Origin of the sequence: Mitsuokella multacida DSM 20544, from assembly GCF_000155955.1 — a bacterium.
GTDB lineage: Bacteria > Bacillota > Negativicutes > Selenomonadales > Selenomonadaceae > Mitsuokella > Mitsuokella multacida.
On record NZ_GG697142.2, the window covers coordinates 595,742 to 622,233 of the forward strand.

Below are 26,492 nucleotides of genomic sequence, written 5' to 3' on the forward strand. Positions count from 1 at the left end.
TGTTAACAAGCTTGTTGGTATTAATTAGTTATATGGTAAAAGCTAAGAACCAACAAATTATTTCATATATCATATTAGGATTAATGATTGTAGTATCTGGTTTTCGATACCGAATTGGTTACGATTATGATCAATATATGAATATGTATTCTTGGATCAGCTATGATCCTAATATGGTATGGCCAGAACCATCTTTTCAAATTTTATGTCAGTTTTTGAGATACTTGGGTTTTGAGTTCCAGATGCTGTTTTTATTGTATGCGATTGTTTCGCTTGTTTTCTTTTATAAGGGATTATCTTATTTTTTAGATAATAATTATCGCCAAATTTCTTTATCATTAGGAATTTTTACATTAGGAACGATAGGCTTAGTCGGATTGTGGTTTTCGTTTACAATGATTCGACAGTTTGCAGCTATGGCAATTATATTTTGGGGCGTAAAATATATTTTTACTGAGAACCGTTCTTTTATAAAATTTTTCTTTGCCATTTGCTTAGCTACTTTTTTTCATGCTAGTTCTATCATGTTTATTGTTTTTTATTTTATACCAACCAATCTATCTAAGAAGAAGGTCTTTATACTCATATTAGGAATACCTTTTATTGTTAAATTGATACTCTCATTACCTTCTGTACAGTTAATGATGGCTTTATCCGATAGATTATCAGGATATTCACTAGAAAATACGAATATGGATGGAACCTCTATTTCTTCATATATAATGACTTTGACGATGCTTGTATTTGTGTTTTTTACATTGAAAAATATAAGTGAAAAAAGGAGTATATTATTATTATTAACATCTCTAGGACTGTCTTTAAAAGTTTCTTTGTCAGGTTTATATGGCTTAGATCGCATTGCTTCTGAATTTTTGATTTTTTTCTATCCTACGTTAGTCCTATGTCTGTCTGAGTTACGATATGGATACTTCACACGCTTGGGAATTGTTTCACTTATAGTCCTGATGTTTCTTGTGTTAAATATTCGCATGATAAGCGGATATTCTGATACATTAATTGCTAAAACGATAGGTGGATCGCATGCTAATATTGACTATGTTTTTAATACTGATATTAGGAATGATTTTTGGTCGATTTATGATTTATTAAAATAGAAATAAGTGATATTATTGGGGTGATAATATGAAATCGGAATTCACTTTTATACATGAAACTGTTGGGACAGGTAAACATGCAGGAAGTAAGGCACGTAAGGATGTAGATGCTATATTTTATACTATTCTTTCCTCTCCAATATTTTCATATAAGGAACGTGTATTTCATTCAATTATAGAAAAAATAAGATATGTTTTTAATATTAGGAATATAAAAAATATATTTTCTTTATTACGTATATATAATAAAAAAATATTTATTCAATACCCATTTTACTGTAACCCTATTTTGAGGGAAGGATTGTTGAGATGTTTATCTCGAAATAATGTTATTCTGATTATCCATGATGTGAATTCTTTACGAGATTTTGGACAAGAAAAAATTTCTGATGAAATTAAAGTGTTCAATAAATGTAAAGGCCTTATTGTACATAATAAATATATGTTAGATTCATTGCAAAGGTTGGGGGTGATATCCCCTATGATAAAATTAGATTTATTTGATTATATTCGAGATAATAATTTTCACCCTAATCGGAACTTTGCACCAATTGTTTCATTTGCAGGAAATTTATCAAAGAGTACTTTCCTTTATAATGATTTAGAGAATATCGAAGTTACTTTCTTCCTTTATGGCATAAATTATAATAAGAAAAATATCAAATCTGCTAATACTAATTATAAAGGCGCCTTTTCTGCAGAAGAAATTCCGGCCAGATTAGAAGGAAGCTTTGGTCTAATCTGGGATGGAGACTCTATCGATACATGCTCGGGTGCATTTGGCGAATATACGCGCTATAATAATCCACATAAATTATCGTTATACGTATCTTCGTGCTTGCCGGTGATTGTTTGGTCGCAGGCTGCTATTGCTGATTTTGTGAAGGAACAGGATATAGGTTTCTGCGTTGATAAACTGAGTGATATCAATACGGTCTTAGATTCTATGACTGAGGAAGATTATGCGCGCTATCTAAAGAATATTACAGCTTTACAGGAAAAAGTAATCAATGGCTATTTTACCAAGAAAGCCATCAGGAAAGCAATGGATTTGATGTAAAAGTTTTTGTGCGGGGGAGAGAAAATGCAGAAAATTCGTAAGGCAGTTATTCCGGCGGCTGGTTTTGGCACGCGTTTCTTACCGGCGACGAAGGCGACGCCGAAGGAGATGTTGCCGATTGTTGACAAGCCGACAATCCAGTATATTGTGGAAGAGGCATTGGCGAGCGGGATTGAGGAGATCTTGATCATCAGCGGCCATGCGAAGCGGGCAATCGAGGACCACTTTGATTCGGCTCCGGCACTGGAGATGGAGCTCGAGAAGAAGGGGAAGACTGACCTTCTGAAGCTGGTTCGCGATACGGGGGCTATCGATATCCACTATATTCGTCAGCAGCATATGAACGGTCTTGGCGATGCCATTCTCTGTGCACGCGCTTTTGTGCAGGATGAGCCGTTTGCCGTACTGCTTGGAGATGATGTCGTTTACAATGGTGATGGCAAGCCGGCATTGAAGCAGCTCATCGATGCCTACAATGCGACAGGGGCATCCGTTCTTGGCTGCCAGACGGTGCCGGAGGATAAGGTGTCGTCGTATGGTATCGTCAAGGGCGAGCTGACGGACGATGTGCGCACGATGCGGGTACTCGATATGGTGGAGAAGCCGGCTGTCGAGGATGCGCCGAGCCGCATGGCGGTCTTGGGCCGCTACGTGATCACGCCGGCCATCTTTGACATTCTCGCGCACACGCTGCCGGGCAAGGGCAACGAAGTGCAGCTGACGGATGCGCTGGAAGTCCTGGCCAAGCGCCAGCCAGTCTATGCTTATGATTTTGAGGGCATCCGTTATGATCTTGGCGATAAGCTGGGCTTTCTCAAGGCGACGGTGGAGTTCGCCCTGCGCCGCCCAGATCTTGGTGGCAAGTTTGAGGCGTATCTGAAGGAGCTCGTGCCGCAGCTGTGATTTGAAGCGGTGGTTGATTGAGCGTTAGGTGATAGAAGAGGGGTAGTATCATGTATGATTATCTGATCGTTGGCAGTGGTCTTTTTGGTGCGGTCTTTGCACATGAGGCGAAGCAGGCGGGCAAGTCGGTGTTGGTCCTGGAGCGTCGGGAGCATGTCGGCGGCAATGTCTATTGTGAGGAGAAGGATGGCATCAACATCCACAAGTATGGCGCGCACATCTTCCACACGAGCTATGAGGATGTCTGGGCGTATGTCAACCGATTTGTCAACTTCAACAACTTTATCAACTCGCCGGTGGCGAACTATCAGGGCCATCTCTACAATCTGCCGTTCAATATGAACACGTTCCGCGAGCTCTGGGACATCGTGATGCCGGCACAGGCCAAGGCAATCATCGCGGAGCAGCGCAAGGCCATCAAGGGCGAGCCGCAGAACCTCGAGGAGCAGGCCATCTCGCTCGTCGGCACGGATATCTACACGAAGCTCATCAAGGGGTATACGGAGAAGCAGTGGGGCCGCAGCTGCACGGAGCTGCCGGCATTCATCATCAAGCGTCTGCCGGTCCGCTATACGTTTGACAACAACTATTTCAACGACCGTTATCAGGGCATCCCGGTCGGCGGTTACAACAAGCTGATCGAAGCACTGCTCGACGGCATCGAGGTGCGCACGGGCGTGGATTATCTCAAGGAGCGCGCGGCGTATCAGAATGTGGCCAAGAAGATCGTCTACACGGGCTCGATTGACGAGTACTTCGACTACAAGCTCGGCCAGCTCGAGTACCGTGGCCTTCACTTCGAGACGGAGCGCCTTGAGGAGGAGAACCATCAGGGCGTCGCTGTCGTCAACTACACGGAGCGCGAGATCCCGTATACGCGCATCATCGAGCACAAGCACTTCGAGTTCGGTACGCAGCCCGTCACCTATATCACACGCGAGTACCCAGCCGACTGGCATCGCGGCGAGGAGGCGTATTACCCGGTCAACAACGAGCGCAACCAGAAGCTCTACCAGCAGTACGCAGCCCTGGCCGAGCAGGAAGAGAACACCATCTTCGGCGGCCGTTTGGCAGAGTATAAGTACTACGATATGGATGACGTCATTAAGAGCGCGTTGGAGCGAGTGAAGATAGAGCTGGCGAAATAATAGGAGTGTATGTATTGATGCAGAACGAACAGGAAATTTTGTCTCCTAGGGGGGGGACAAGTAAATCGTTTAACGTATATTGACATTGCCAAGGGCATTGGCATCTTTTTGGTGGTTGTGGGACATTGTATCCCCGATGCGGCAAGTGCAAACGGGATATCGATACCGGCGTATCGCTGGCTGCATGACGTGATCTATTCCTTCCATATGCCGCTGTTCTTCTTTTTGGCAGGATTTATGGTATCACGCCAGAAGATGCTGGACCGAGCGCAAAAGCCGCTGGACTTAGTGCGCAAGCGCGTCTCACGTTTGCTCGTGCCGTATGTCTTTGTCGGTCTTTGCTATGCGCCGTTCAAGATGCTGCTGTCGAACTTCGCCAACAAGCCGTACGACATCAGCACGATTTGGCAGATTGTCATCGGCGTCAACCCAGACGGCGAGCTCTGGTTCCTCTATGCGCTATTTGTGATTACCGTCATAGCAGCTTTGTTTGCCTTCCGCATTTCGTTGCTGGGACTCGTGGCAGCTGTGGCTTTGCTGATCTGGAATCCCTGGGGCATTATCACGAATTTCCTGTTTTTCTTTCTCCTAGGCATCTACATGCGGCGGGAGCATAAGGACTTTGTTCTTCATCTGACTGCCCGGCACATCCTGGCGACTGTGGCAGTATTCCTGATTGGCCTCTATGGCCTGTTGGGGCTGAAAGAGCATGCCTGCTTCCTCTTGACCGCTACAAGTGGCACGGTGTTGGTCCTGTGGCTCTCTCTCGTCCTGAGCCGCCAAGAGTCAGCCCTCTCGTTCCTCAGCAACCTATTGGAGCATTGGGGCATCTTGTCGATGGATATCTACATCCTCAGCGACATCATCAAGATCCCCTTCCGCGTCGTCTTGTGGAACAAGTTGCATCTCTATACGCTCAGCTTTGTTCTTTGCACAGTACTGGCAATTGTCCTTTCCGTTTGGCTCAGTGAGCATTTGATTCGTAAAAATAGCTGGCTGAGGTTCTTGATTTTAGGAGTGCGGAAGTAAGGGCCTCTTCCACCATGGAGGTTGATTGTCTAGGAGCCGTTGTGCTTAGATTCTAAATCCGTCGGATTTTTTTAGATTGGAATGGTGGGAACGATGATGCAGCAGAAATATGTCTATCTCTTCGAATTGGATTCAGTACGCGATTCGGACGAAGAGATCATTGCTGGCCAGCATGCGATTTACGATGAGATTGTCCGCAAGGGCAATGTCGTGGTGCTCACCTATAATCAGCTCGTGGATTCACGGGCGTTTTTCAGCTTGATGACGGATGAGGCGTATTATCGCAATATCCTGAAGCTGTTCGAGCAGGGCTGTATCTGCATCTCGCAGTTCGGCGATATCCGCACGGTGGCGCAGTATATCCTCAGTACGGTCGATGCGAATAAGAGATTCATCTATTCGGCACTGCCGCTCATGTTCACGCAGAAGCGGTTGATTGCACTGGTACAGCGCAGTCTCATGTACTCGGACTTGTCGGAGATCCTTGAGTATCTGGATGGTGGGCGCCGCTCGGATGCGGAAGTGGAGGATCTCTTCCTCGAGGTTGAGCAGGATGAGACGGGCCATGTGAAGCGGATCGTATCGGGAGGCTCAGGTGAGAATATCGCGGCACACCGCAAGATCTTGGAGAATCTCTACAGTTTCCTGTCCATTATCTTGCGCCTGAGCATGCTCCATCATGTCTACATCGCTCCGCGCAAGGCGAGTGAGCTCGCTCCGTTCCGTTTCCATCACCTCATGCAGTGCATCTTGCAGTTATCGCTGCCTATCCCGTATTGGGGAGAGGTGCGCTCTATCTTACAGGAGCTGCCTGCTTTTCAGACGGGGCAGAATGGCCGCTCGCGCTATTACCGTGATTTGTATCGGCAGTTTCATGCGGTGGCGGCGGATGATCTCACGGAGACGCTGCGTCAGGCGTATCCACTGGCAGAGGCAGTGGTCGACCTCTGTTACAATTACGTTTGCGAGATCAGCATCTGCAATACCTCGAAGCACTACAATGTCGAAGAGCTGCGTGCGCTGGATTCGCCCAAGCCGACTTTTGCCGCTGATTTCACGAGGCGCTTGCAGGACCTCTGGGCGGATGGGGACCAGGTTGAGAAGCGTTTCCTGCGCACGGAGACGAACCGGTTCATCTCGTTTGACAAGAAAAAACAGCTTCCGGATTTCTCGGAAGCTGTTCGCGTGGCAGATTATACAAGCCGCCAGCCGCATGAGGAATCGGAGACGGTGCCGCGCTATGAATATGCGGAGGCGGAGCAGCAGCGTGTGCACCGACAGGCCATCTTTTCCAGCATCGGGCAAAAGCTCTTATTCTCACTTATCTGCCTGCTGGTGGCTTGCGGTGTGAAGTTCGCCTTCCAGGACATGAAGCTGCTGCTGGATCACTTCATGAACGTGGGGGCGGCTGTCTTTTCTATTGTGGAGACAATCTGTTTCCTGCTGTTTACGGAGTGGATTTCGCATGCCTTGTCGGCGCGTTGTTCGCTGTTTGTGCCATTATCCAAGGCGCTGGGCAGCATGTATACGTTGCTGCGAGATGGCTGGCATGCACTTTGGATGCCGAGGGCTGTGTCTGTAGCAGCTCAAGAAACGGATGTTGTTGAGGCGCGCAGTCAGGGAGCGCCGATTGATTTTGTCAAGCCGAGGGAACTGCGCGATTATCAGGCGTATCGAAACAGACATGCAGATTTATTCGCTCCATCGGCTGAGGTCCCTGTAGCGGATACGGACGACAGGGTAGTCATGCGTGAGCTGGTTCGCTCGATGGAGATCTACCATCAAAAGTATGGTATGATTTATCAGAGCCGCTACAATACCTTCCTCGTCGATCCGATTGCCCGACCGGATGGCACGTATTACGCTTTTGAACGGGTCCTGCCGACGGCGGGGAATGGTGTCGTCATCGTCGCCTGGAAAGCGGGAAAGTTCATCCTGCTGAAACAGTACCGCCATGCATTGCGGGCTGAGCAGTACTGCTTCCCTAGGGGATATGCGGAGCCAGGCGCGACTCCAGTCGAGAATATCCGGCGAGAGCTGGCGGAGGAGCTACATGCGACCCTCGCGCAGAAAACGCAGTCCCTTGGCTTCCTGGAGCCGGATAGTGGACTGACTTCACGCCGGATTGAAGTCTTCCTCGCAGAGCTGGACGATTATCAAGCCAATATCGGCCATGAAGGCATATTGGAGGTCCGTGAGGTAAGTCCAGAGGAATTGGAAAGCATGATTGAGGACGGCACAGTCTCCGACGGCTATACGATAGGGGCGCTGGAACTGTGGCGGCTCAAAACTACTGGTAATCTGGATGAAGTATAGGGAGTGTCCATTTGGTATTGAGCCGCTCTGCAGCTGATGTGTTGCAGAGCGGTTTTTCTTGCAAAATGTCTTTACTGTTTTGTATTTACATTTTTGTTCGTATATGCGCATAAGAAGTCAGTGTAATCAACATGACGGGAATGTAAATACAAACAAATCGGGAGAAGAATGTAGATGTTTATATACGAACAAGATTGACAAATACGAACAAGATTGATAAATAATTTGAGTTGACAATTTCGTGAGAGGATGGTATGCTTATGTTAGAAACATAAAGGAGGGGAGCGAAATGGACTTATCAGGGTTTAAAAAACTCGAGATTATCGCAGGCGAACCGTTTATGTCAATCACGGACCATGCGACGGCCTTTAACCAAAATGCCGTCATCAAGCTGGGGTGCCCAGAGAAGGTATGCCTGCTTTTTAATTATGAAACAAAGCAATTAGCCATACAACCGAGCGACAAGGATGATACGAAAGCAATCTCTTTTATGAAGCCTGGTCGTGATGCTGCTAAAGGCGCACGATTTAATTCTAAGGATTTGCAATACTCATTAGCGAGACAGATGGACTGGGATATCGATCATTATATCTACAGGATTAATGGCACTTACTACGAGGAGAATAATGTCATGGTCTTTGATTTGACAACTGCGAAAAAGTCTTCTAAGCGTAGTAGAAAATAAAAAGAAACAGAGCAGATAGATAGTTGCCGCTATCGCTTCTGCCCTGTTCCTGAATACATGCTGAATACCATAGAGCTGGTACAACACATACCATATACACCTATATTGTACCATCTCTATAGCTATTTGGCAATCTTTTTACTGATTGAAAGGAGTAATGTCAAATGGTTTTTTCTTTTGGTTCCAAAAGATTCTATAGGGAGGGACTTAAATATGATGCATTTATCTGATTTATTCCATGCTTCTCCAGATATGTTTGATTTTTATGACATTAACTTAGAGGAGGATACCCCTCGGTTTATCGAACCGGGATGTATTTTTACTGCAAGCGATGAATTGAGTAGAGCTGCATGGGCTGATGTTCAGGATTGCTTTCAGTGCATATTCTTAGCATATCAGCAGAAGGCATCAAATCCTGAAAAAATCGAGTTACTGTCTCATTTGCATGAAATAAATGCGACTAAACTTGGATACGGAAATGGTCGGAATGGTAAGGCTAAGACACCAGAGGGGATGTTGGAGGTATTTTCACAGCTCGATGCTCTTTTTGATAATGGTATCGAGGTCTCTCACCCTTTGGATCTGCCGCTTTTCTTTTATGGTTACGGCGCTGATTGTTTATCCGATGCTTTGACCAATATTTTGTTTGATCGGTTGAGCCGCTACACATATGAACAAGCTCAGATGTGGGGCGTCGATGAACAATACTTCGGTTATTCTCAAAAGCCAGAGTATTACTGGGATATCACAGCGCATCGTTGGCAGGTCTGCCAGCAGCCGCAACTAGTCTTTGACGGACAACAGGTGCTACTTGTACCGAAACGGTGGTTACGAACTCGTATTCTTTGCGATACAGTACACTTTCTTCGTCACATGATACTGCATACCTTGCAAGCACAGCAGACTACCTATCTGGATGGCAGAGCGATTCGCCCGACGATAAAGGGATTGGATGCTGATTTGAGAGAAAAATATGGAGCACCGCGTGAAATCATCAAGAAGTTTGTTCGAGAAAATCCATCTCTTTTGACTAAGTATCATCGAAATTTAGCTGATTTTTATCATCAGAATTGTTCATCTGACTGATTTCCTTTGTTGATGCCTTTGCTTTAATTAGTCTCAAAAACCGCCCTGCAAGTGATGTGCTGCAGGGCGGTTTTTTGATTGGTGGGGCAATCTCGACGTTGTGTTAGTGGACCATATGGCGCTGATGTTGGAGCTCTTTGACGAGCTCGCTGAGCTGGTCGGTGAAGCGGTCCATGGACCTTTGGAAGCTGGTCAGCAGGTAGAGCGTCACGACGATGGGGAAGCCGACGCTGGAGATTGCGGTGAGGAGATTCTGTTCCATGGGGATCACCTTGTCACTTTACTTGTTGGGGGGAGTGAAGGCGGAAGGGATGGCTGGTAAGAGGCAGCCGATGCGCGGAGGGATGACGCATCGGCCGACTGGGCTTAGTCCGGGCTTAGGCGAGTTCCTCGACTTCGACGGTGCGGACGTTCGCGCCCTTGTAGGCGACGGGGAAGGCGCCGCCTACGAGGAAAGCTTTCTTGGCGACGACGTTATCGGCCCAGGCCTTGACGGCGGCATCCGAGATGTCATCCTTCGGGTCGAGCAGGGAGATGGTCTTCGTCTTGGCGTTATCGAGCAGGAATTCGATTTCAAGCGTGCGTTTCATGGTGAGACTCCTTTCGTTCTAGCAATGAGGGAGAGACAGCGCGGGCGGGGAGATGCCTGCGCCATCCCGGCAGTTCAGGTTCAGCAGCTTAGCGGAGCTGCTTGGGCGGCTTAGCCCGTGATCATCGTCGCGTTCTCAAGGCGCTGGATGTCGCCGACATCGTGCGACTGCAGGGCGCCGAGGCCCTGGCCGACGGCGAGCAGGTCCTCGTCGCTGATCTCCGGGTTGATGGAGCTGAACGTGCGCGTCGCGTACTTGACCGTACCCGTATTCGTCGTGCCGTTCTCCACCTTGATCTTGAGGGACGTTGTGATGTTCGTGCGCTGCGTAGCCATGATGATTCTCCTTTCAATGGCAGAAATGAGTGGGATAGAGGTGGCCTCAGAGACAGCCGCGAGGCCGGCGGGCTGTCTGTTGGCTTAGGTGTTATTCCCTTGCCTTGATTTTATTGTACGGGATTGACATGTCAAAAGCAAGAGATTTTTTAGAGAAGATTTTGACACTTGAGTTGACACATCCTGGACAAAAGCTTCCTATTATATATGCGCCGGTACATATCGCCAGAGCATCGGAGCGGGCTCATCCTCTTCGTAGATCAGCTCCCCTTCGGGCGTGATATGTGCCCGGAGGAACTGGTCGACGCCACTCGCGATGGCCTGGCCGAAGACGGCAGGATAGTCGAGCAGCAGCCGGATATCCTCATCGTTGTCGAGGAAGGCGGTCTCGACGAGGATGGCGGGCATGGCGGTGCGCCTCAGCACGGTGAAGTCGGGATTGACCTTGACGCCGCGGTCGGGGAAGCTCTTGTCGAGGCGGCTGACGGCCCGGTGCACCGACTTCTGCACGATGGTCGCGAGGCCATGGCCCCACGAGCACTCGCTGAACGCGTACGTCTCGCAGCCGCGGCCGCCGCCGGCATTGGCATGGATCGAGAGGAAGACATCGGCGGGCCAGTTGTTGGCGAGCGCCGTGACATTTGGGTAGGCGGGCGCCTCGCCGCGCAGGTTGTGGCTCTGCACCGTCTTCGTCGAGTGGCCGTAGCGCTCGAGCGCGATGCAGCAGTTCCGCGCGATGCGCGCATTGACCTCGGCTTCCGTGATATCGTGTTCGAGATTGACCGCACCGGGATCCGGCCGGCTACCGAGCGCATGGCCCGGATTGATAAAGATTCGCATGGGATGCTCCTTTCGTATAGAGGTGGTTTGAGGAATGAGGATGGACTTGCTCATTCCATCCACTTTCCTTCCTATTATAATAGAAGCTATGAGGCAGATTCAGACGGATTGCCAGATTTGTCCGTGCTATTATCTGATTTTGCAGATTCCCTCGCCAGCCTTGACTTCTTCGCCGCCTGCTTGGCGCTCCAGACGGCTTCTGGCCCGGCCTCGTAGATGGCCTTCGACCTGGCGAGGATGACCTCGGCCAGTACCGGATTGATGAGCTCGTAATGCGGCTTGCGCGCGATGCGCTCGATGGCGATGAGCCCGAGTTCGCAGAGCTCCTGGCGCGCCGCGACGAACGTCCCGTGCGAGATCCCGCCGGCCTCGCGGCGCAGCGTCAGCTCGCGGATCGACCCGCCGCCGTACTTCTCAATTCCCCGATACAGCCCTTGTGCATGATTCGTTGCAAACATGAGTATCCTCCTCTCGGACCTGCGTCTCTGCTACATTGAAAGCCTGATACGATTTCGAGCCAGCGAGCATTTCCTCTGGCGTCATGAGCATGTGCGGGCGCACATTGCTGATGAGATAGTACTTGACCGAGCGGCTGCCCGGCTCCTGCTCGTAGAGCAGATACCCCTGCTCTGCGAGCTCCGCGCGGGCGCGCTGCACCGACGAGCGCGAGAGCCGCAGGGCCCCGGCCAGCTCGTTGAGCTGCAAATGCAAGGGAAATTGCCAGTACGCTGCGTTCGCGCGGTAGAAGAGATACTGCCAGAGTGCCTGTGCGCTCGCCGACAGCGGCCGGACCGGCATCATCTGGTGGAAGTAGCGGAACTCCGTGATGAAGCCCGTCATCGCTTCCTTGGCCATAGAAAACACCCCTTTCATCAAAACATCTTGCATAATACGGCCGTCAACAGCAAAACGGGCCTGCTCATCTCCAAGGCATCACAGACCGAGAGGATCGTCGGACTGCTGATCTGCCGTGCGAGACAAGCAAGCCCGAATTCCGTCTTGTTTGTTGGTCGTGCAAAAGAGTGTGCGTCGCATCGCTGCTGACAAGCTTAGTATACGGTACCGGGCTGCTCCGTGTCAAGCGTAAAAATGCCTGCGAACCGAGGACACGACGTGTCAAATGAGTGTCAACCCTTGAAAGTACTAGCTTTTTGCGCTCAAAAGAAAATTTTTTGATACTTCGAAAAAGTAGATGAAAACGAGTGTAAAATGAGTCTAAATGAGAATAAGTTCCAACAACAAGCCAGAATCTGCAACCTAGATGCACCGCCTCGTCAGACCTCAGACGCACAGCCGACACAGAGAAGGGGGCGCCTCTACGTTAATTTTTTCTTTCGCTTCGCTAGAGCTACGTCTTAGAGAGCCCGCGAAGCCAGCAGCGCCAACGGAAAGCGGCTATCCACAAGGTCACAGAACACACAAAACTGAGTACAGTGCGGGCGCAGACTGACACATAGAGCGGGGCAGTGATTAATTTTATCCACAAGTATTCCGAAGTTATACACATGTTATCAACAGAGTTATGCACAGGCTATATATGAAGGAAGTTGCTCGACTTGAGAGAATCGCTGATTGCCACCCTTTTTGTTGCTGAATCTTGCCGTTTGCGCTATAATGAGGGCGTATTGGTTTGTTTTAACCAATTCAAATCTTATTTGATTCGAAGTTATATAATCTAGCTCCTCATGCATGTAGTACATGGTGAGGAATTGGGGAGGGATGGGGGCTTAACAAAGAAGAGATAGAGAATCTTTTCATGTATAAGTATCTGATTGTCGATAGCGTCTGGTTTGATGCTGTCTTTGCTCATGAGGCGAAGCGATTGAGAAAGTCGGTTTTTGTGATGGAGCGCCGCGAGCATGTGAGCGGCAATGTCTATCGGCGAAGAAGCTTATTACCACGTCAACAACGAGCGCAACTAGAGCCGCTCAAGCAGTGCGCAGCCTTGGTCAAGCAAGAGCACATATCATCTTCGATGGCCGGCTTGCAGAGTATAAGTATTACGATATAGATGATGTGGTCAAGAATGCACTGGGCTGTGTGGAAGAAATTAATTAATATTAGGAGTAAAAATTGAAAAACGAAATAAAAGTAACTGTTATTATTCCGGTATACAATAAGGAAAATCTTTTAAAGCGGTGCTTGGACTCTATAGAAGCACAATCTTATCCGTACTTTGAAGTTGTTGTGGTAGATGACGGCAGTAAAGATAACTCTGGGGAAATATGTGATTCATATAGGGAAAAAGACAGTCGCTTTCGTGTGTATCATAATGAGAATCAAGGGCCTGGTGCATCTAGAAATTTTGGAATTGAACAAGCAAAAGGTGAGTATATTACCTTTGTAGATGCAGATGATAGAATACATCCAGATTACTTAAAATCATTACTTGATGCTAGTCTTAATGGAAAATATGATTTTGTGGTTGGTAATTATGAAATAATTACTTTGGAAAATGTTCACTACCCTTCTGGATTTAATATCCCATCACGAACTGGAAATATCTATGATGATTATTATAACCTGAATTTTCTGCTTTTTACTCCGTGGGGAAAGCTGTATCGAACAAATGTTATAAAAGAAAATCATATTTTATTTCCAATTAATATGCGTACTGCTGAGGATCAGGTTTTCAATTATCAATATTATGATTATATACATCAGTACAGCTATATTGACTTGCCAATTTATTTATATACGAGAGGGAATGAGAATTCACTCTCATCAATGAAGGAAAAGCAAACTTTTTCTGATGAACTTGTCAACTTGCGTTTAAAAAAAGATTTTTGCAAACGTCATGGTGTTCAAAATGCTGGCAAAATTTTGTTGATGCAAATATATTTTATAATAGTTCGTTATTATTTTATGGGCGCTAAAAATATGAATTTTTCGCAATATCTATGGGATGACTATGAAGGTGATACATATAAAGAAAAAATAAAAATATATTTCATAAAGAGAAAATGGTATAGATTTTTCATCTCGTGGGAAACGTTTAAAGAAGGGATGAGAAGTATCCTTCGTAAAATTAGAAGTTGAATATTATATGTTTGTACTAAGAGTTTTCTTGTTAGTAAATATAGGGACGTTTTATGCAAATAACTACTAAGAAAAAAGATATAATTTGGAATTATTTAGGTGTATTTTTCTCTTTGGGTTCACAGGTTATATGGTTACCTGTTTTAGTGCATTACATGCCGCCAGATATCTTAGGTTTGTGGTATGTCTTTATTAGCATTGGCGGACTGGTGGAACTCATGGACAGCGGCTTTACGCCGACGCTGAGCCACTGTATGACGTATGCCTGGAGCGGTGCTGCTGACCTGAAGAAGCACGGTGTCTCGTTCTCGTCTGCGAAGAGCGAGCCAAATTATTCTCTAGTTTGCGGTATGTTGGCCACTTGTCGACGGCTGTATTTCGGCATCGCTCTGGCGGCTACGCTCGTTATGGCCACGCTGGGGACGGTCTACATCCAGCGGATTGCTACAGAGTACCTTTCCTGGCAGATCTATGCGACATGGGGGCTCTACATCGTCTCGACGTTCATCAATCTCTACATTGGCTATTATTCGATTGTCCTGACGGGCATCGGCGATGTATTCCGCAAGAATAAAGCCAATATCATCGCGAAAGGTGTATTCCTGACGACGGGAATCATCGGCCTTGTGTCTGGCTTCGGCATCCTGAGCCTTGGCGTCGCTTATTTTGCCAGTGGTTTTGTCATGCGTTCGCTCTGTAAGCACTATTTGTTGCGCGTACATCGTTTTGATGAATTGTTGCAGAAATATCGCCATCAGACCATGTACTCCAAGAAGCACATACTGGCGATGATGTGGCCCAATGCCTGGCGCGATGGTTTGGTGACGGTGACGTTCTATTTGACGGGGCAGGCAACCGTCCTGCTCAGCAGTAACTTTCTCACGCTCTATGAGACGGGCATTTACTCCTTCTCGATGCAGGTCATCAATGCGATTATCGGCATATCTTGTGGCATGTTCGGAGCGTATATCCCGGCCATCCAATCGGCCTACGTCTCGCGCAATCGCGACCTGATGCGGACGCTCTATGCGAAGTCAATGGCTTGTGGCCTTTACCTGAGTATTGCAGGGATAACCATCTTTGCGACCATCGGCATTCCCATCGTGAAATGGCTGCGCCATGATTTCACGATTGATCGTCCCGTATTTCTCGTGATGGCGTGCTCCATCTACCTCATGACACGCCATCGCAACTCGGCTTGCTTCATCTCGACGATGAACCGGCTTCCGTACACCTTTAGCTTTATCTTCTTCGGCATCCTGACACTCATCTGCACCTATATCGGCCTGGCGTACTTCAGTCTCGGTCTTTGGGGCATTGTCCTGATCCCACTCATGGTCCAGTCTCTCTATAACAACTGGAAGTGGAACCAGGTCGTCAACCACTATCTGAGGACGACTGAACTGGGCCTGATGAAGGCCGGCTCAAAGATTTTGCTCGAAATGGTTAGCAGGAAGTGGAAGAAGATTGCATCTGTCTTGTGGGGGGGGGGACATTTTTGCTATAATGGTAAGAGTTATTCACCGGTATAGTTGAGTCGGCTATCCGAGAATGATTCTTGCTGAATAGTAGGGATAAATCTTGAACGGATTTTCTCATATTCAGTCTATGAATCCGAAAATGATTTTTAGAGGGAGAATGTAAATGAGGGAATCTGTTACTAGAGGAATTCGTATCGCTAAATTCACGCTGGATGGACATTTTAATTATGGCAATGTCTTGCAAAGTTATGCACTTCAACAGGCTCTTTTACGCTATGTAGACTATGTCGATACAATATGGACAAAGCCTGAGACATTTTTGCCTGAAATGTGGTGGAAATGGACTTGGAAAATGTACATTAAGTGGCTGATTGATTGGCGAAATTTCCGCACTGAGATAACGAATGGTCATATCGGTCGTGAGATGGCAAGACAGACAAAAATACGCGACTTCTCGGATCGATATATCTCATATCATCGTGTTGCTCTTGCTGAATTATCCCATCAGATAAAGCAATATGATTATTGTGTTGTCGGAAGTGATCAGGTGTGGAATCCACATTTCGGCAATTATCATCAGTTCTTCCTGGGCTTCGCACCGGAAGAAAAGCGTTTATCCTATGCGGCAAGTATTTCAACTACAGAGATTCCTGCTGAAGAGCATGATTTTTTTGTGCAGGGGCTCAAGAGTATGAAGACGCTGTCGGTGCGAGAGCAGGCAGGAGCGGATTTGATTGAGCAGCTGACCGGGCGAAAAGCAGAAGTCCATGTGGATCCGACGCTCTTGCTCACTGCCGATGAATGGCGCAGCGTTAGCAGGCGGCCGACTTGGTATCATGGGGGAGAGTACCTGCTGACGTACTTCCTCGGCAGGCGTCCGGCTCAGATCGATGCGATTGCCAAGGAGCTGGGCCTCGAGGTGGTCAATCTACTGGATGAGGATATCTATGAGCACTATGTGACGGGCGTCGATGAATTCCTCTGGGCAATCGACCACGCCAGCCTCGTCTATACGGATTCCTTCCATGGCAGTGTATTCTCCATCCTGTTTCAAACGCCGTTTGTGGTCTGTGATCGCTTAGGAGCAGGTAAAGATGATGCCCTTGAGAAGATGGGCTCGCGCCTCGATACCCTGCTTGGCTATTTCGGCTTCCAAGAGCGTCGCACGAATGAGTTGAAGGGCTATCGCATTGAGAATCCCCTGCAGCCGCCGGCTTGGGAACGGTGTGAGCCGGTACTAGTGAGGGAACGGGCTCGCTCGGATGAGTATCTGCGCCGTGTGCTCGGTTTGAATGGTTGATGCTTAGAGAAGAGGTTGTAAGGAATATATGAATCAGAGACGTTGGGGAGCTATCCTTTCCTATGTCAACATCGTGGCGACAGTCGTGGTCGGCCTTCTCTATACACCAATCATGCTGCGCCTCTTGGGGCAGTCTGAATACGGCCTGTATTCGCTGATCGGCTCAGTGGTCGGCTATCTGAGTGTCCTGGACATGGGCCTGGGCAATACGATTGTGCGCTATACGGCTAAGAACCGTGTGGACGGGACGGTGCAGAAAGAGGCAGAGCTCAATGGCCTCTTCCTGCAAGTGTACTCCGTCATCGGTGTCATAACCTTTGTGATTGGAGCCATCCTGTATGCGAACATCGATGCCTTGTTCGGTGCGACGCTGACGAGCGGCGAGATGCAGCGGGCCAGAATCATGATGATCCTGCTCATCTTCAATTTTGCTTTATCATTCCCGCTGAGCATCTTTGCTTCTATCCTGCAGGCGTATGAGAAGTTCATCTTCCTGCGCGTCACGAATATCCTGCGCGTCCTGCTGAACCCGTTGCTTGTCCTACCATTCCTGTATTGGGGCTATGGCTCAGTCATGATGGTCGTCGTATCAACAATCCTGAATTTTGCTTGTCTGTTTGCGAACTGGTTCTATTGCGTGCATTATCTCCATGTGAAATTCGCGCGTGGGAAGTATGAGTCGGTCTTTTTGCGCGAGATTGCGGCATATTCTTTCTTTATCTTCTTGAACGCCGTCATGGACAAGGTGTATTGGGGGACAGGGCAATTCGTCTTAGGTATCGTTTCTGGTACGGTGGAAGTCGCTATCTATGCGATTGCCATGCAGTTCATGATGATGGATATGAATTTTTCTAATGCCATCAGCGGTGTCATGCTTCCGAAGGTGACGATGATGGTCACAAAAAACGCTACCGCGAAGGAATTGACCGACCTGATGATCCGGATTGGCCGCTTGCAGTATCTGGTTGTGGGCTACCTCTTCATCATGTTCGCCTTGGTGGGGCGTGAGTTCATCGCGCTCTGGGCAGGGCCATCTTATCTAGAGGCGTATCCCATCGTTCTCCTGCTGATGGCGGCGATGCTCATCCCGCTCGTGCAGAACGTTGGTATCGCCATCTTGCAGGCGATGAACCTCAACCGCTATCGCATGACGGCCTATACCATCTGTGCTATGATCGCACTAGCGGCGAGCTTTCCCCTGGCTGTTCACTTTGGCGGCCTTGGCTGCGCTGTAGCAACGGCTTCGTCGCTGTTCATCAGTACGGGCTATATCATGAACCGCTATTACGCCAAGCGGATCCATCTGGATATCTGGCGCTTCTGGCGGAACATATTCTCGATGAGCAAAGGATTATTGCTGTTGGCTGTAATAGCATTTTCGTTGCAGGAATATATGGCATTGTCGGTATCCTGGCTGCACTTTTTTGAGCTCGTCGTGATGGATACCGTGCTTTATACCATCATCATGTACTTTGTGGGCATGAACGAATCGGAAAAAGAGTTGGTACGGAAGATTTTGCGGAAGTTGAGGCGATAATGATATGATTGCGATTGAGAAGATGATTGCGGCAAATCGTGCGGACTGCTGCGGCTGCTATGCCTGCTATAATTCCTGCCCGTTCGATGCCATCACGATGGAAGAAGATGCAGAAGGGTTCCGCTATCCTCGCGTTGATGCAGATCGTTGCCGCAACTGTGGCAAGTGTGAGCGAAATTGCCCTGTCTTGAATCCGATTGTTAAGGAGCAGGATCAGACTCCGCCGACCTATGCAGCTATCAATAAGGATGAGGCAATCCGCAAGGACAGCTCTTCCGGTGGTATGTTCCAACTTTTTGCTGAGCAGATCTTGAAGGAAGGTGGCATCGTCTTTGGCGCTGGCTTTGATGCAGATTGGGAAGTCTGCCACCAGTCAGTGGAGACGGTTGCAGAGCTGGATCGCTTGCGCGTCTCAAAGTATCTGCAGAGCCGTGTTGAAACGTCCTTTCAGCAGGTTACAGAGCATCTCAGAGCAGGTCGCAAGGTCCTCTTTGCCGGAACGCCGTGCCAATGTGCAGCGCTGCGCCGCTTCGTAGGGAAAAATGATGAAAATCTCATCTTAGTTGACTTCATCTGTCATGGTGTTCCATCACCGAAAATTTGGCGAAAATATCTCGCACTTCGTGCGAATAAAAAAGAAATCCGAAGGATTTCTTTTCGCAACAAAAACCTTTCCTGGGAAAGGTTTTTGTTAGCAATTTCCTACGGAAATGCTAACAAATACCTCGCTGCCGACCTGAATACAGATCTCTACTTACAAGGCTTTTTGCAGAACCTGTATCTTCGCCCATCGTGCCATAGCTGTCACTTCTGCAAGAAGAACCGTCCCAGCGATATCACCTTGGCCGATTTTTGGGGCGTACAAGAAGAATCGCCGAGCATGTACGACGGGAAGGGAACCTCCTTGATCTTCATCCAGAGCACTAAGGGACGTAATCTGTTCAACCAAGTCAAAGACCATGCCAAGATCATGGAACAGGATTTTGAACGGGCAATCCTACACAATCCGTCCATGATAACATCATCAACACCATCGCCGAAGAGAACTGCGTTCTTCCAAGACGTACAGCGCGATGAAAAGGATTTCATGAAACTGCTTTATGCTTACACAAAACCGTCCTTAAAGGCACAGGCCAAACAATTTATCCGCAAGATACCAGGAACCGTTGCGTTGGTCCATATGATAAAGGGAAAGCAATAACGTATACACATTGCATCATTGACTTTTAGAATTATAAGTGTTAAAATTAAATTATGAAAGTCGAAAAGCGACTCTGCTGGGTCGCTTTTTTCAATGTATACAACGTTATATCAATTATTTTCATGAAGCTGTTTTCGAATCTAAAATAAAAAAAGAGGAATGCTAAATGTTTGATTATTATGATGACTTTAATCGTCGTGAAGCATTAAAGGAAAACTTTAATTCTAATGCATTGATGCTTTATGCATTAGAATTGAGATTTGGTATTGATGATATATTTGATGTGGCTGTAGATTCACTTACGGATGGGAGTGATGACAAAAAATGTGATTTAATATATATTGATAAGGATTTGGGAATTGCGGTTGTAGGGCAAGCGTATATGAAAAAGAAAGCAAACAAAGATGTGGCAGCGCCTGCAAATAAGGCATCTGATTTGAATACAGCTGCTGCTTGGCTGTTTGCACAATCTACGACAGAAATCCCATCCGCTATAGCAGATAGAGCTAATGAATTAAGAGAGGGAATAAAAGAAGGAAATATCAATCAGGTATTATTCTGGTATGTGCACAACTGTAATGAATCTGCTAATACAATGATTGCACAAGAGTTAGAAACAGTTCAAAAGAGTGCGCAACTATTAGTAAATGATTGTGCCGGAGAAAGCAATACGGTAAAAGTTATTGCCCAAGAAATAGGCAATGAAACTATTGAAGAATGGTATGAGGAATCTGATAAAAGAATAAGTATAAACGATCATATAGAAGTGGATTCTATAGATAAGGGATTTGAGATTCAAAGCGAAAAATGGAATTCCTATGTGACTGCTGTAAAAGGAACATGGCTTGCTTCGCTATTGAAAAAATATAAGCCAGAAAAACTTTTTTCAGGGAATTTAAGAGAATTTTTAGGAGCTGGAAAAAGAAAAAATAAAATCAATTTAGGCATGATAGAAACAGTTAATAGTCAACCTGAAAACTTTTGGGCGTTTAATAATGGCGTTACGGCTCTAGTGAATGATTATGACATAAAATCCGGGAATAAACTTTATGTAAAGGGAATAACTATAATAAATGGAGCGCAAACCACTGGAGCAATTGCACAGTCAAACTCCAAAAAAGAATTTTTAATTCCAATACGTTTTATTGTATGTCACGATAGTGATGTTATAGATGATATTATTAATAATAATAATAAACAGACTGAGGTTCTGTCATCTGATTTAAGAAGTAATGATAAGCAACAAAAACGTTTGCGGAAAGAGTTTGAAGAATATCCTGGCTATTATTATAGCGGCGGACGCAGAACTGATCGGAAAACAAGAAAAAAAGATGTTTTTGAACCATATATGGTTGCGCAAGTAGTCGAGGCTTTTCATGGTGATTGTGTCATAGCATACAATGAGAAAAAAAGCCTATGGTCTGATGATAAAAGGTATGTATCTGTCTTTACAGATAACCTTCATGCTGAACATATTATTTTTTTGTATTCCTTGACAAGAGCTATATCAGATTACAAAAAATTCTTATTAGAAAAAGGAGATGATAGAACACCTGTAGATAATAACAACTTTAATTATTTGAAAAAAAGAGGAGCGAGAATGCTACTCATTAAAGTTATTGGTATTTCAATTGAATGCATCCTTGGCAATGATAGGAACCTTGATTCATGGAAATTGTCATTTAAAAAGAATGATAATTTTGAACGACTGGTGAGTTTATGGAAACCAGTAGTCGTGATGACGTTAAAGATGGGATCGAAGGAATTGCTCCCTGTGATCGAAAATGGTGGCTTGCGTAGTATCAAAGAAGCGGAATGTGCAGGTACAAAAATAAGAGATATAATATCAGCATTTTCGGAGGCAGTCTCTATGCAAGTAAAGGATTTTAGGGATAATGTGGATACAAGAGATCTTAGAAGGAGATAACGCTGTTTTGTGCGAATTATTGAATTAAATATAATGTGTTGGTGGCTTGTCAAGCTAAGCATTAAATCATCCGGTCATTGGCTCTGGCGGTCTTGATGATGCTGTAGACGGTAGCGCTGGCCTTGGCTCCTTTCGGGGCGTCGCTGAACAGCCAGTTCTTGTGGCCGATGGTGAAGTTTCGAATGGCGTGTTCGGCAGTCTGGATGATCCCAGTTGACCAGCGTTGTATGTGAGAGCAGAATGCTCCGTGCGGATCCTCTCTTTGCCCATGGACGTCAGGGCTGTGCTCGATTAAAGGCCATTCCCAATCAGGGTGGACCTTGTGGCCCCGTTTGGACGGCGAGATTGTGAGCTGGACAGGGCCACAGCGAAGCTCTAAGGAACTCGGAACTTTTGTTGAAGTTGCTGATGGCAACGGAGCAAACTACACATCTGCTTTTTTAGCATTGACAATCGGTTTTTAAGAAGCCAATTTGGCGGAAGGCAAAGCGTTTGCCTTCTCCTGCTGCTCATGCTGTTGGATGAGCAATTTCTGAATCAGGTTCTGCCGGTAGTAGAAGATGATGTTGGCAATCCCCTCGTGCTTGCAGTAAGCCAGCGCAGAAAGACCGCTGGCACGTTGATCTTTGATGATCTCGAACCATTTCTTTAGAGATTCTTGCTGCTTGACTTGATTGACCGATTTCAATAGGCTCCCTCACTTCCTGATGTGATTCGTGCACCCTGCTCAAAATCCCGAATTCTCCCGGCATTTCGCGTCTTTCGAGTCATTCGAGTTGCGCATCCTACATGTTTCCGACGTTTCGAGTTATTTGAGTCATTCGAGTGGCACATTTCGCGTTTTCGCGTGAGTCCATTATCTCACAGCAAAGGAGGAGAGAGAATACACCAGATTATTTAGCGTTTACTCTTGTTCTTCAGTACTGGGGATGTATATGGGGAAATGCCACAAGATGTTGGCAACTTCTCGGAGGAGCAGATTGGCCTCATGGATGTATTGGATGAGCATAGCTGTTATGGTGAGAGCAAACGGATGGGTGAGAATTGGTGTGCATCCTTTGCACGAGAGTATTATGTGCCCACCCGAAGTGTACGCATTACCCACACCTATGCTCCGACGATGGATGTTGACCATGATCAGCGTGTATTTGCATCCTTTATGAAATGTCTGATGAACCAGCAGGATATCGTTATGTTGAGTGATGGCAGCGCCAAGCGAACGTTCTGCTATATTGCCGACGCCGTTGCTGCATTCTTGCTGATCTTGCTCAAGGGTGAAAATGGCCAAGCATATAATATGAGCAATGAGCATGAATTCTTGAGCATTGGTGAACTTGCGGACACTCTTGTCACGCTGGATTCCAAAAAGCACCTGAAAGTAGTGCGAAAGCAACGACCTAAAGATGATGTCTATATGGAGAATAAAGCCAATTGTGACATTTGTCCATCATCAGCCAAACTCCGCTCATTGGGCTGGACTGGCGAATATGATGTTCGTCATGGATTTTCACAGGTATTGCGCTATTTGAAGGAAAACGGATAATATATTAGGAGGAGTATCTATGATTGATGGAGATTCTACAATAGATATTTTAAATCGCGATAAATATATCGATACAGTGTTATCAATTATCAATAGTGAATCTACCCGTAAGAATGGATGCTCCTTTGCCATTGAGGGACAATGGGGAGTCGGAAAGACTTTTGTTCTAAATGCTATTTTTAATAAACTGCCTAAAAATGAATATTATGTTTTTCGATATGATTGTTGGGCATATGACTATTATGAAGAACCGTTAGTAGCATTGCTGGCCAGCATTACAGATCAAATTGATGTAGATGATTCATGCATCAATCAACTTGTTAAAAAAGCTAAGAAATATGCAAGCGTTCTTTTAGCAGAAAACGCACCATTTATTGGAAGGGTAGTAGGGGCCCTGTTTGCTGGACCAGTTGGGGCGGAAGTGGTTGGTACAGGAATAAATCAGACGAAAAAAGTTATTAATGAAGTCAATAAAAAAGAAGAGAAGGAGATAGAAAAAGCACATTCATACGATGTTCATTTCTCTCTTCGAATTTATTTACGGCAATTACAAATATTGCTAGAAAAAATTGCAAAAGAGAAGAAAATTGTCTTTTTAATTGATGAGTTAGATCGTTGCTTACCAACTTACCAGATAAAAGTCCTAGAACGTATTCATCATCTGATTGACCTTGTTTCTTTATATCCAGATGAAGAAAAGTATGGATTAGATTCTTATGGATTATCCAAGAGTATTGTAGTATATGCTGTCAACCGCAAACAGTTAGAACGCACGATACAACGCATATATGGCGACGATGTAAAGTACTATCTGAAGAAATTTATCGATTTTTCTCTTGTTTTAGACGCAGGCGAACTTTCGAAGGATAATATGGCGAAAAAATATAAAAAGGATATGAGCCTATTTCTGCCATTTAAAGAATCAGAAATGTGTAAAATAAATTGGACAGAGATGGTTGAAAAATATCTTTTCCAAGGGCTTGATATCCGTACTCAAGAGAAATTGTGGGAGAAACGGCGAATTATCCATGATAAAGTGTTTACAGTTGAAGATTGTTTATTACCTCAGGTATACTTATCAGCTGAATTAATGCTATTAGCTATGAATGAGTGGCGAAATAGAGGCAAGATATTAGACGGAGTCGTCAGTATGAGCCAGGATAATCTTGCTGAAATTATGCTTTTGAACTATAATGTAAAAGGGAAACGAAACATCATAAGTAAAAAGAATAATGTGATAAAGTTCTTTAAGGAATTAACTGACGAAGCAAAACAATTTGCAAAGAATGAAAATAAAGTATCTGTTGGACAGAATGTATGGGTTATTGTTCCTCCGCATATGACAGATGAATTTCTGTTGATGGCGGTCTGGACAACTGCCACTAATAATAGATACATAGAAATAAGATTCTGTGATGATAAAGATTCTAAGACAGTATCTCCTACAAGTGATTATAGTGATTTTTTAAATAAGATGAAAAATTTTTACAATGTTATGAAAATTTTAGTAGATTAATTATTAAAGGTGAAATCATGAATGAAGAAGAATTTTTATCAAAACTGTTTGAGCGGGAAAATAAAAGAAAGGAAGATCTTTTTCATAGAGGTGCTTATTTGGCACATTATACAACTGAATCTACGTTGATGAAGATCATAAAGAATAAAGAGATATGGCTTAGGAATACATCACGTATGAACGATAGCATGGAAATCAAATACGGGGTTATAGGGCTGGAAAAAGCCTTAGCTACAAATGGAAATGCTGATAGATTCAGGATGTTTTTGATGCATGTATTTGATGGAGATACTCGGTATGTTGATAAAATTACTAACATCATATCGGAGCGAGGATATATCGACCAGTATATAACATATATCGCTTGTTTATCTGAACACCACATGCAACCTGATGACCACGAAGAGAAATATGGGCGTTTATCCATGTGGCGTGCATATGGTAATTCCTCTGGTGTTGCCTTATTATTTAAGCCGGGTATTCTAAAACTGCCGCAGGGTGTATTATATTTTAGTCCTGTAGAATATTGGGAACAGGATAAAATAACAGAAGTTGTTACAAAGGAAATAAATTTTCTTTGTGGCTGCGAAAAAGATGTTAAAAAATATATAGAACAAGGAGTGGTATATAAAAATAATTTTTTTGCTTTGATGATACGAATGATACTGTTTGCTATTATCTTATTAAAACATCCATCTTTTGTGGAGGAAAGAGAATGGCGACTGATTTATAATCCTTTTATTTCGGAACAATTGAATCATGCTGACGGAGTCGTTACAAATGATGTAGAAGAAATACATGGTTCTTTAGAGGAAATATATAAAGTACATTTTTCCCCAGACATGTACGCATTAGATAAATTGTTAGATTCAATCATGATTGGCCCTAATAACCATTCGGATCTCACTCGAAAGGCAATAGAAGCACTTTTGAAAAAGGAAGGATTGAGTTCGATTTCAGTAACTACTTCCGACGTACCATTGCTTGTATGAATACACACGCTCATCTGAGATCGCATCTTCTCTAACCTTGATTATGTTCATTCATCTTGTAACGCCGAAGGAGATGTTGTCGATTGTCGACAAGCCGACACTCCAGTACATCGTGGAGGAGACGTTGGCGAGTGGGATTGAGTTGCGGATGGCGTGCTTGGCAGGCCGGATGAACCCGTTGGTTAGTGTTGCACGCAAGAGCGGGAGGCTCCGTGTGGAGCTTCTCTTTGTTCGTAAGCGCTAAATCACCTGGTGTATCAATCGACTGCTTTGATAGCTTACCTTTTCATCGTCGCTAAGATGCATATCAAAAAAGCTCCGCTGCGTAAGCAGTGGAGCTTGGATGGTTCATTTGCAGTTTTGCTGGATGGTATCGTTCCATGGCAGGATGTCGTCGAGGTGCTCTGGATGCCGCTGGATGTCGGCGTTCGGCAGGTGCTCGAAGAGGTACTTGAGGTACTGGAACGGGTTCAGGCCGTTGGCCTTGGCAGTCTCGATGATACTGTAGACGGCGGCGCTGGCCTTGGCTCCTTTCGGGGAGTCGCTGAACAGCCAATTCTTGCGGCCGATGGTGAAGTTGCGGATGGCGCGCTCGCAGATGTTGTTCGAGAGCGCGGCGTTGCCGCTTTTCAGGAAGGCCTGGAGCGCTTCTTTATGGCTCAGGGAGTACTGGACGGCCTTGCCGAGCTTGGACTTCGGCAGGACTTATTTCCTCATATTACCAAATTTCTCGGCGCGTGCCTTAATGCATTCATGTGAGACCATTATCCCACAAGGCGGAGGGGGAGTATATACACTGTATTATTTAGCGCTTACCTAATATCGATGTCGTCAAGACCATCCTTAAGG

General features: G+C 45.7%; 25 protein-coding genes and 1 pseudogene. 17 read left to right on the top strand and 9 right to left on the bottom strand.

The annotated features are described in order from the left end of the window. Positions 1-32: 32 nt before the first annotated feature. From MITSMUL_RS12375 to MITSMUL_RS12170, 8 genes are all read left to right on the top strand, one after another. Positions 33-1,115, top strand: a complete 1,083-nt coding sequence (locus MITSMUL_RS12375) for an EpsG family protein (RefSeq protein WP_211205239.1) — start codon at positions 33-35, stop codon at positions 1,113-1,115. Positions 1,116-1,143: 28 nt separating this feature from the next. Next, complete coding sequence (locus MITSMUL_RS12770; protein ID WP_147652994.1) at positions 1,144-2,175, top strand: glycosyltransferase; 1,032 nt, start codon at positions 1,144-1,146, stop codon at positions 2,173-2,175. A 24-nt stretch (positions 2,176-2,199) separates the two neighbouring features. Next, complete coding sequence (galU, locus tag MITSMUL_RS09640; protein ID WP_005842211.1) at positions 2,200-3,078, top strand: UTP--glucose-1-phosphate uridylyltransferase GalU; 879 nt, start codon at positions 2,200-2,202, stop codon at positions 3,076-3,078. 50 nt (positions 3,079-3,128) lie between these two features. Next, entirely contained in the window at positions 3,129-4,226 is a 1,098-nt protein-coding gene (gene glf, locus MITSMUL_RS09645) for a UDP-galactopyranose mutase (RefSeq protein WP_005842213.1), read from the top strand. Positions 4,227-4,310: 84 nt separating this feature from the next. Next, on the top strand, positions 4,311-5,255 hold the full coding sequence (locus MITSMUL_RS09650; protein WP_272869385.1) for an acyltransferase family protein: 945 nt from the start codon (positions 4,311-4,313) through the stop codon (positions 5,253-5,255). Between the two features lie 93 nt (positions 5,256-5,348). After that, the gene (locus MITSMUL_RS09655) at positions 5,349-7,571 is read left to right on the top strand and encodes an NUDIX hydrolase (protein WP_040636189.1); all 2,223 of its coding nucleotides are present in this window, start codon (positions 5,349-5,351) and stop codon (positions 7,569-7,571) included. A gap of 289 nt (positions 7,572-7,860) precedes the next feature. Next, positions 7,861-8,256, top strand: a complete 396-nt coding sequence (locus MITSMUL_RS09660; RefSeq protein WP_005842219.1) for a hypothetical protein — start codon at positions 7,861-7,863, stop codon at positions 8,254-8,256. A gap of 213 nt (positions 8,257-8,469) precedes the next feature. Further along, positions 8,470-9,342: a hypothetical protein gene (locus MITSMUL_RS12170; protein ID WP_050751671.1), complete on the top strand. Its 873-nt coding sequence runs from the start codon at positions 8,470-8,472 to the stop codon at positions 9,340-9,342. 103 nt (positions 9,343-9,445) lie between these two features. Here the strand turns inward: MITSMUL_RS12170 and MITSMUL_RS12380 are convergent, their stop codons facing one another. From MITSMUL_RS12380 to MITSMUL_RS09690, 6 genes are all read right to left on the bottom strand, one after another. Beyond that, positions 9,446-9,604, bottom strand: a complete 159-nt coding sequence (locus tag MITSMUL_RS12380; protein ID WP_005842221.1) for a YvrJ family protein — start codon at positions 9,602-9,604, stop codon at positions 9,446-9,448. Between the two features lie 115 nt (positions 9,605-9,719). Next, on the bottom strand, positions 9,720-9,932 hold the full coding sequence (locus tag MITSMUL_RS09670; RefSeq protein ID WP_040636190.1) for a DUF2922 domain-containing protein: 213 nt from the start codon (positions 9,930-9,932) through the stop codon (positions 9,720-9,722). Between the two features lie 110 nt (positions 9,933-10,042). After that, positions 10,043-10,267 carry a DUF1659 domain-containing protein gene (locus MITSMUL_RS09675; protein ID WP_005842223.1) on the bottom strand — a complete coding sequence of 75 codons (225 nt, stop codon included), beginning with the start codon at positions 10,265-10,267 and terminating at the stop codon, positions 10,043-10,045. A 201-nt stretch (positions 10,268-10,468) separates the two neighbouring features. Then, positions 10,469-11,107, bottom strand: coding sequence for an N-acetylmuramoyl-L-alanine amidase family protein (locus MITSMUL_RS09680; protein WP_050751672.1), 639 nt, complete (start codon positions 11,105-11,107; stop codon positions 10,469-10,471). An 86-nt stretch (positions 11,108-11,193) separates the two neighbouring features. Next, on the bottom strand, positions 11,194-11,565 hold the full coding sequence (locus MITSMUL_RS09685; RefSeq protein WP_005842225.1) for a hypothetical protein: 372 nt from the start codon (positions 11,563-11,565) through the stop codon (positions 11,194-11,196). Next, positions 11,522-11,962, bottom strand: a complete 441-nt coding sequence (locus tag MITSMUL_RS09690; protein WP_040636193.1) for a helix-turn-helix domain-containing protein — start codon at positions 11,960-11,962, stop codon at positions 11,522-11,524. The genes MITSMUL_RS09685 and MITSMUL_RS09690 overlap by 44 nt, the downstream gene beginning before the upstream one ends. A gap of 1,218 nt (positions 11,963-13,180) precedes the next feature. Between MITSMUL_RS09690 and MITSMUL_RS12385 the strand changes: the two genes are divergently transcribed. The 6 genes from MITSMUL_RS12385 to MITSMUL_RS09725 all read left to right on the top strand — a co-directional run bounded on the left by MITSMUL_RS12385 (position 13,181) and on the right by MITSMUL_RS09725 (position 21,592). Further along, positions 13,181-14,146 carry a glycosyltransferase family 2 protein gene (locus MITSMUL_RS12385; protein WP_071599951.1) on the top strand — a complete coding sequence of 322 codons (966 nt, stop codon included), beginning with the start codon at positions 13,181-13,183 and terminating at the stop codon, positions 14,144-14,146. 53 nt (positions 14,147-14,199) lie between these two features. After that, positions 14,200-15,678, top strand: a complete 1,479-nt coding sequence (wzx, locus tag MITSMUL_RS09705) for an O-unit flippase-like protein (protein ID WP_005842231.1) — start codon at positions 14,200-14,202, stop codon at positions 15,676-15,678. A gap of 112 nt (positions 15,679-15,790) precedes the next feature. Then, entirely contained in the window at positions 15,791-16,927 is a 1,137-nt protein-coding gene (locus MITSMUL_RS09710) for a polysaccharide pyruvyl transferase family protein (RefSeq protein WP_005842233.1), read from the top strand. A 28-nt stretch (positions 16,928-16,955) separates the two neighbouring features. Continuing rightward, a complete protein-coding gene (locus MITSMUL_RS09715) occupies positions 16,956-18,464 on the top strand; it encodes an oligosaccharide flippase family protein (RefSeq protein ID WP_005842235.1) in 1,509 nt (502 codons plus the stop codon). Between the two features lie 4 nt (positions 18,465-18,468). Beyond that, positions 18,469-19,665: a Coenzyme F420 hydrogenase/dehydrogenase, beta subunit C-terminal domain gene (locus tag MITSMUL_RS09720; RefSeq protein WP_005842236.1), complete on the top strand. Its 1,197-nt coding sequence runs from the start codon at positions 18,469-18,471 to the stop codon at positions 19,663-19,665. 166 nt (positions 19,666-19,831) lie between these two features. After that, on the top strand, positions 19,832-21,592 hold the full coding sequence (locus MITSMUL_RS09725) for an AIPR family protein (RefSeq protein WP_005842238.1): 1,761 nt from the start codon (positions 19,832-19,834) through the stop codon (positions 21,590-21,592). A gap of 460 nt (positions 21,593-22,052) precedes the next feature. Here MITSMUL_RS09725 and tnpA read toward each other — a convergent pair whose 3' ends face one another. Continuing rightward, positions 22,053-22,280, bottom strand: a complete 228-nt coding sequence (gene tnpA, locus MITSMUL_RS09730) for an IS66 family insertion sequence element accessory protein TnpA (RefSeq protein ID WP_005842239.1) — start codon at positions 22,278-22,280, stop codon at positions 22,053-22,055. A gap of 222 nt (positions 22,281-22,502) precedes the next feature. Between tnpA and MITSMUL_RS09735 the strand changes: the two genes are divergently transcribed. The 3 genes from MITSMUL_RS09735 to MITSMUL_RS09745 are packed head-to-tail and all read left to right on the top strand — an operon-like array spanning position 22,503 to position 25,643. Next, the gene (locus tag MITSMUL_RS09735) at positions 22,503-23,135 is read left to right on the top strand and encodes an NAD-dependent epimerase/dehydratase family protein (RefSeq protein WP_050751673.1); all 633 of its coding nucleotides are present in this window, start codon (positions 22,503-22,505) and stop codon (positions 23,133-23,135) included. A gap of 19 nt (positions 23,136-23,154) precedes the next feature. Continuing rightward, the gene (locus tag MITSMUL_RS09740; RefSeq protein ID WP_005842242.1) at positions 23,155-24,651 is read left to right on the top strand and encodes a KAP family P-loop NTPase fold protein; all 1,497 of its coding nucleotides are present in this window, start codon (positions 23,155-23,157) and stop codon (positions 24,649-24,651) included. 17 nt (positions 24,652-24,668) lie between these two features. After that, positions 24,669-25,643 carry a DUF2971 domain-containing protein gene (locus MITSMUL_RS09745; RefSeq protein WP_040636199.1) on the top strand — a complete coding sequence of 325 codons (975 nt, stop codon included), beginning with the start codon at positions 24,669-24,671 and terminating at the stop codon, positions 25,641-25,643. A gap of 51 nt (positions 25,644-25,694) precedes the next feature. On the opposite strand, the gene MITSMUL_RS12895 is transcribed toward MITSMUL_RS09745, so the two are convergent. Then, positions 25,695-25,841, bottom strand: a complete 147-nt coding sequence (locus MITSMUL_RS12895; protein WP_169627153.1) for a hypothetical protein — start codon at positions 25,839-25,841, stop codon at positions 25,695-25,697. 150 nt (positions 25,842-25,991) lie between these two features. Continuing rightward, positions 25,992-26,348: pseudogene (locus MITSMUL_RS12555) on the bottom strand (IS66 family transposase); the annotation flags it as partial. Positions 26,349-26,492: the final 144 nt, after the last annotated feature.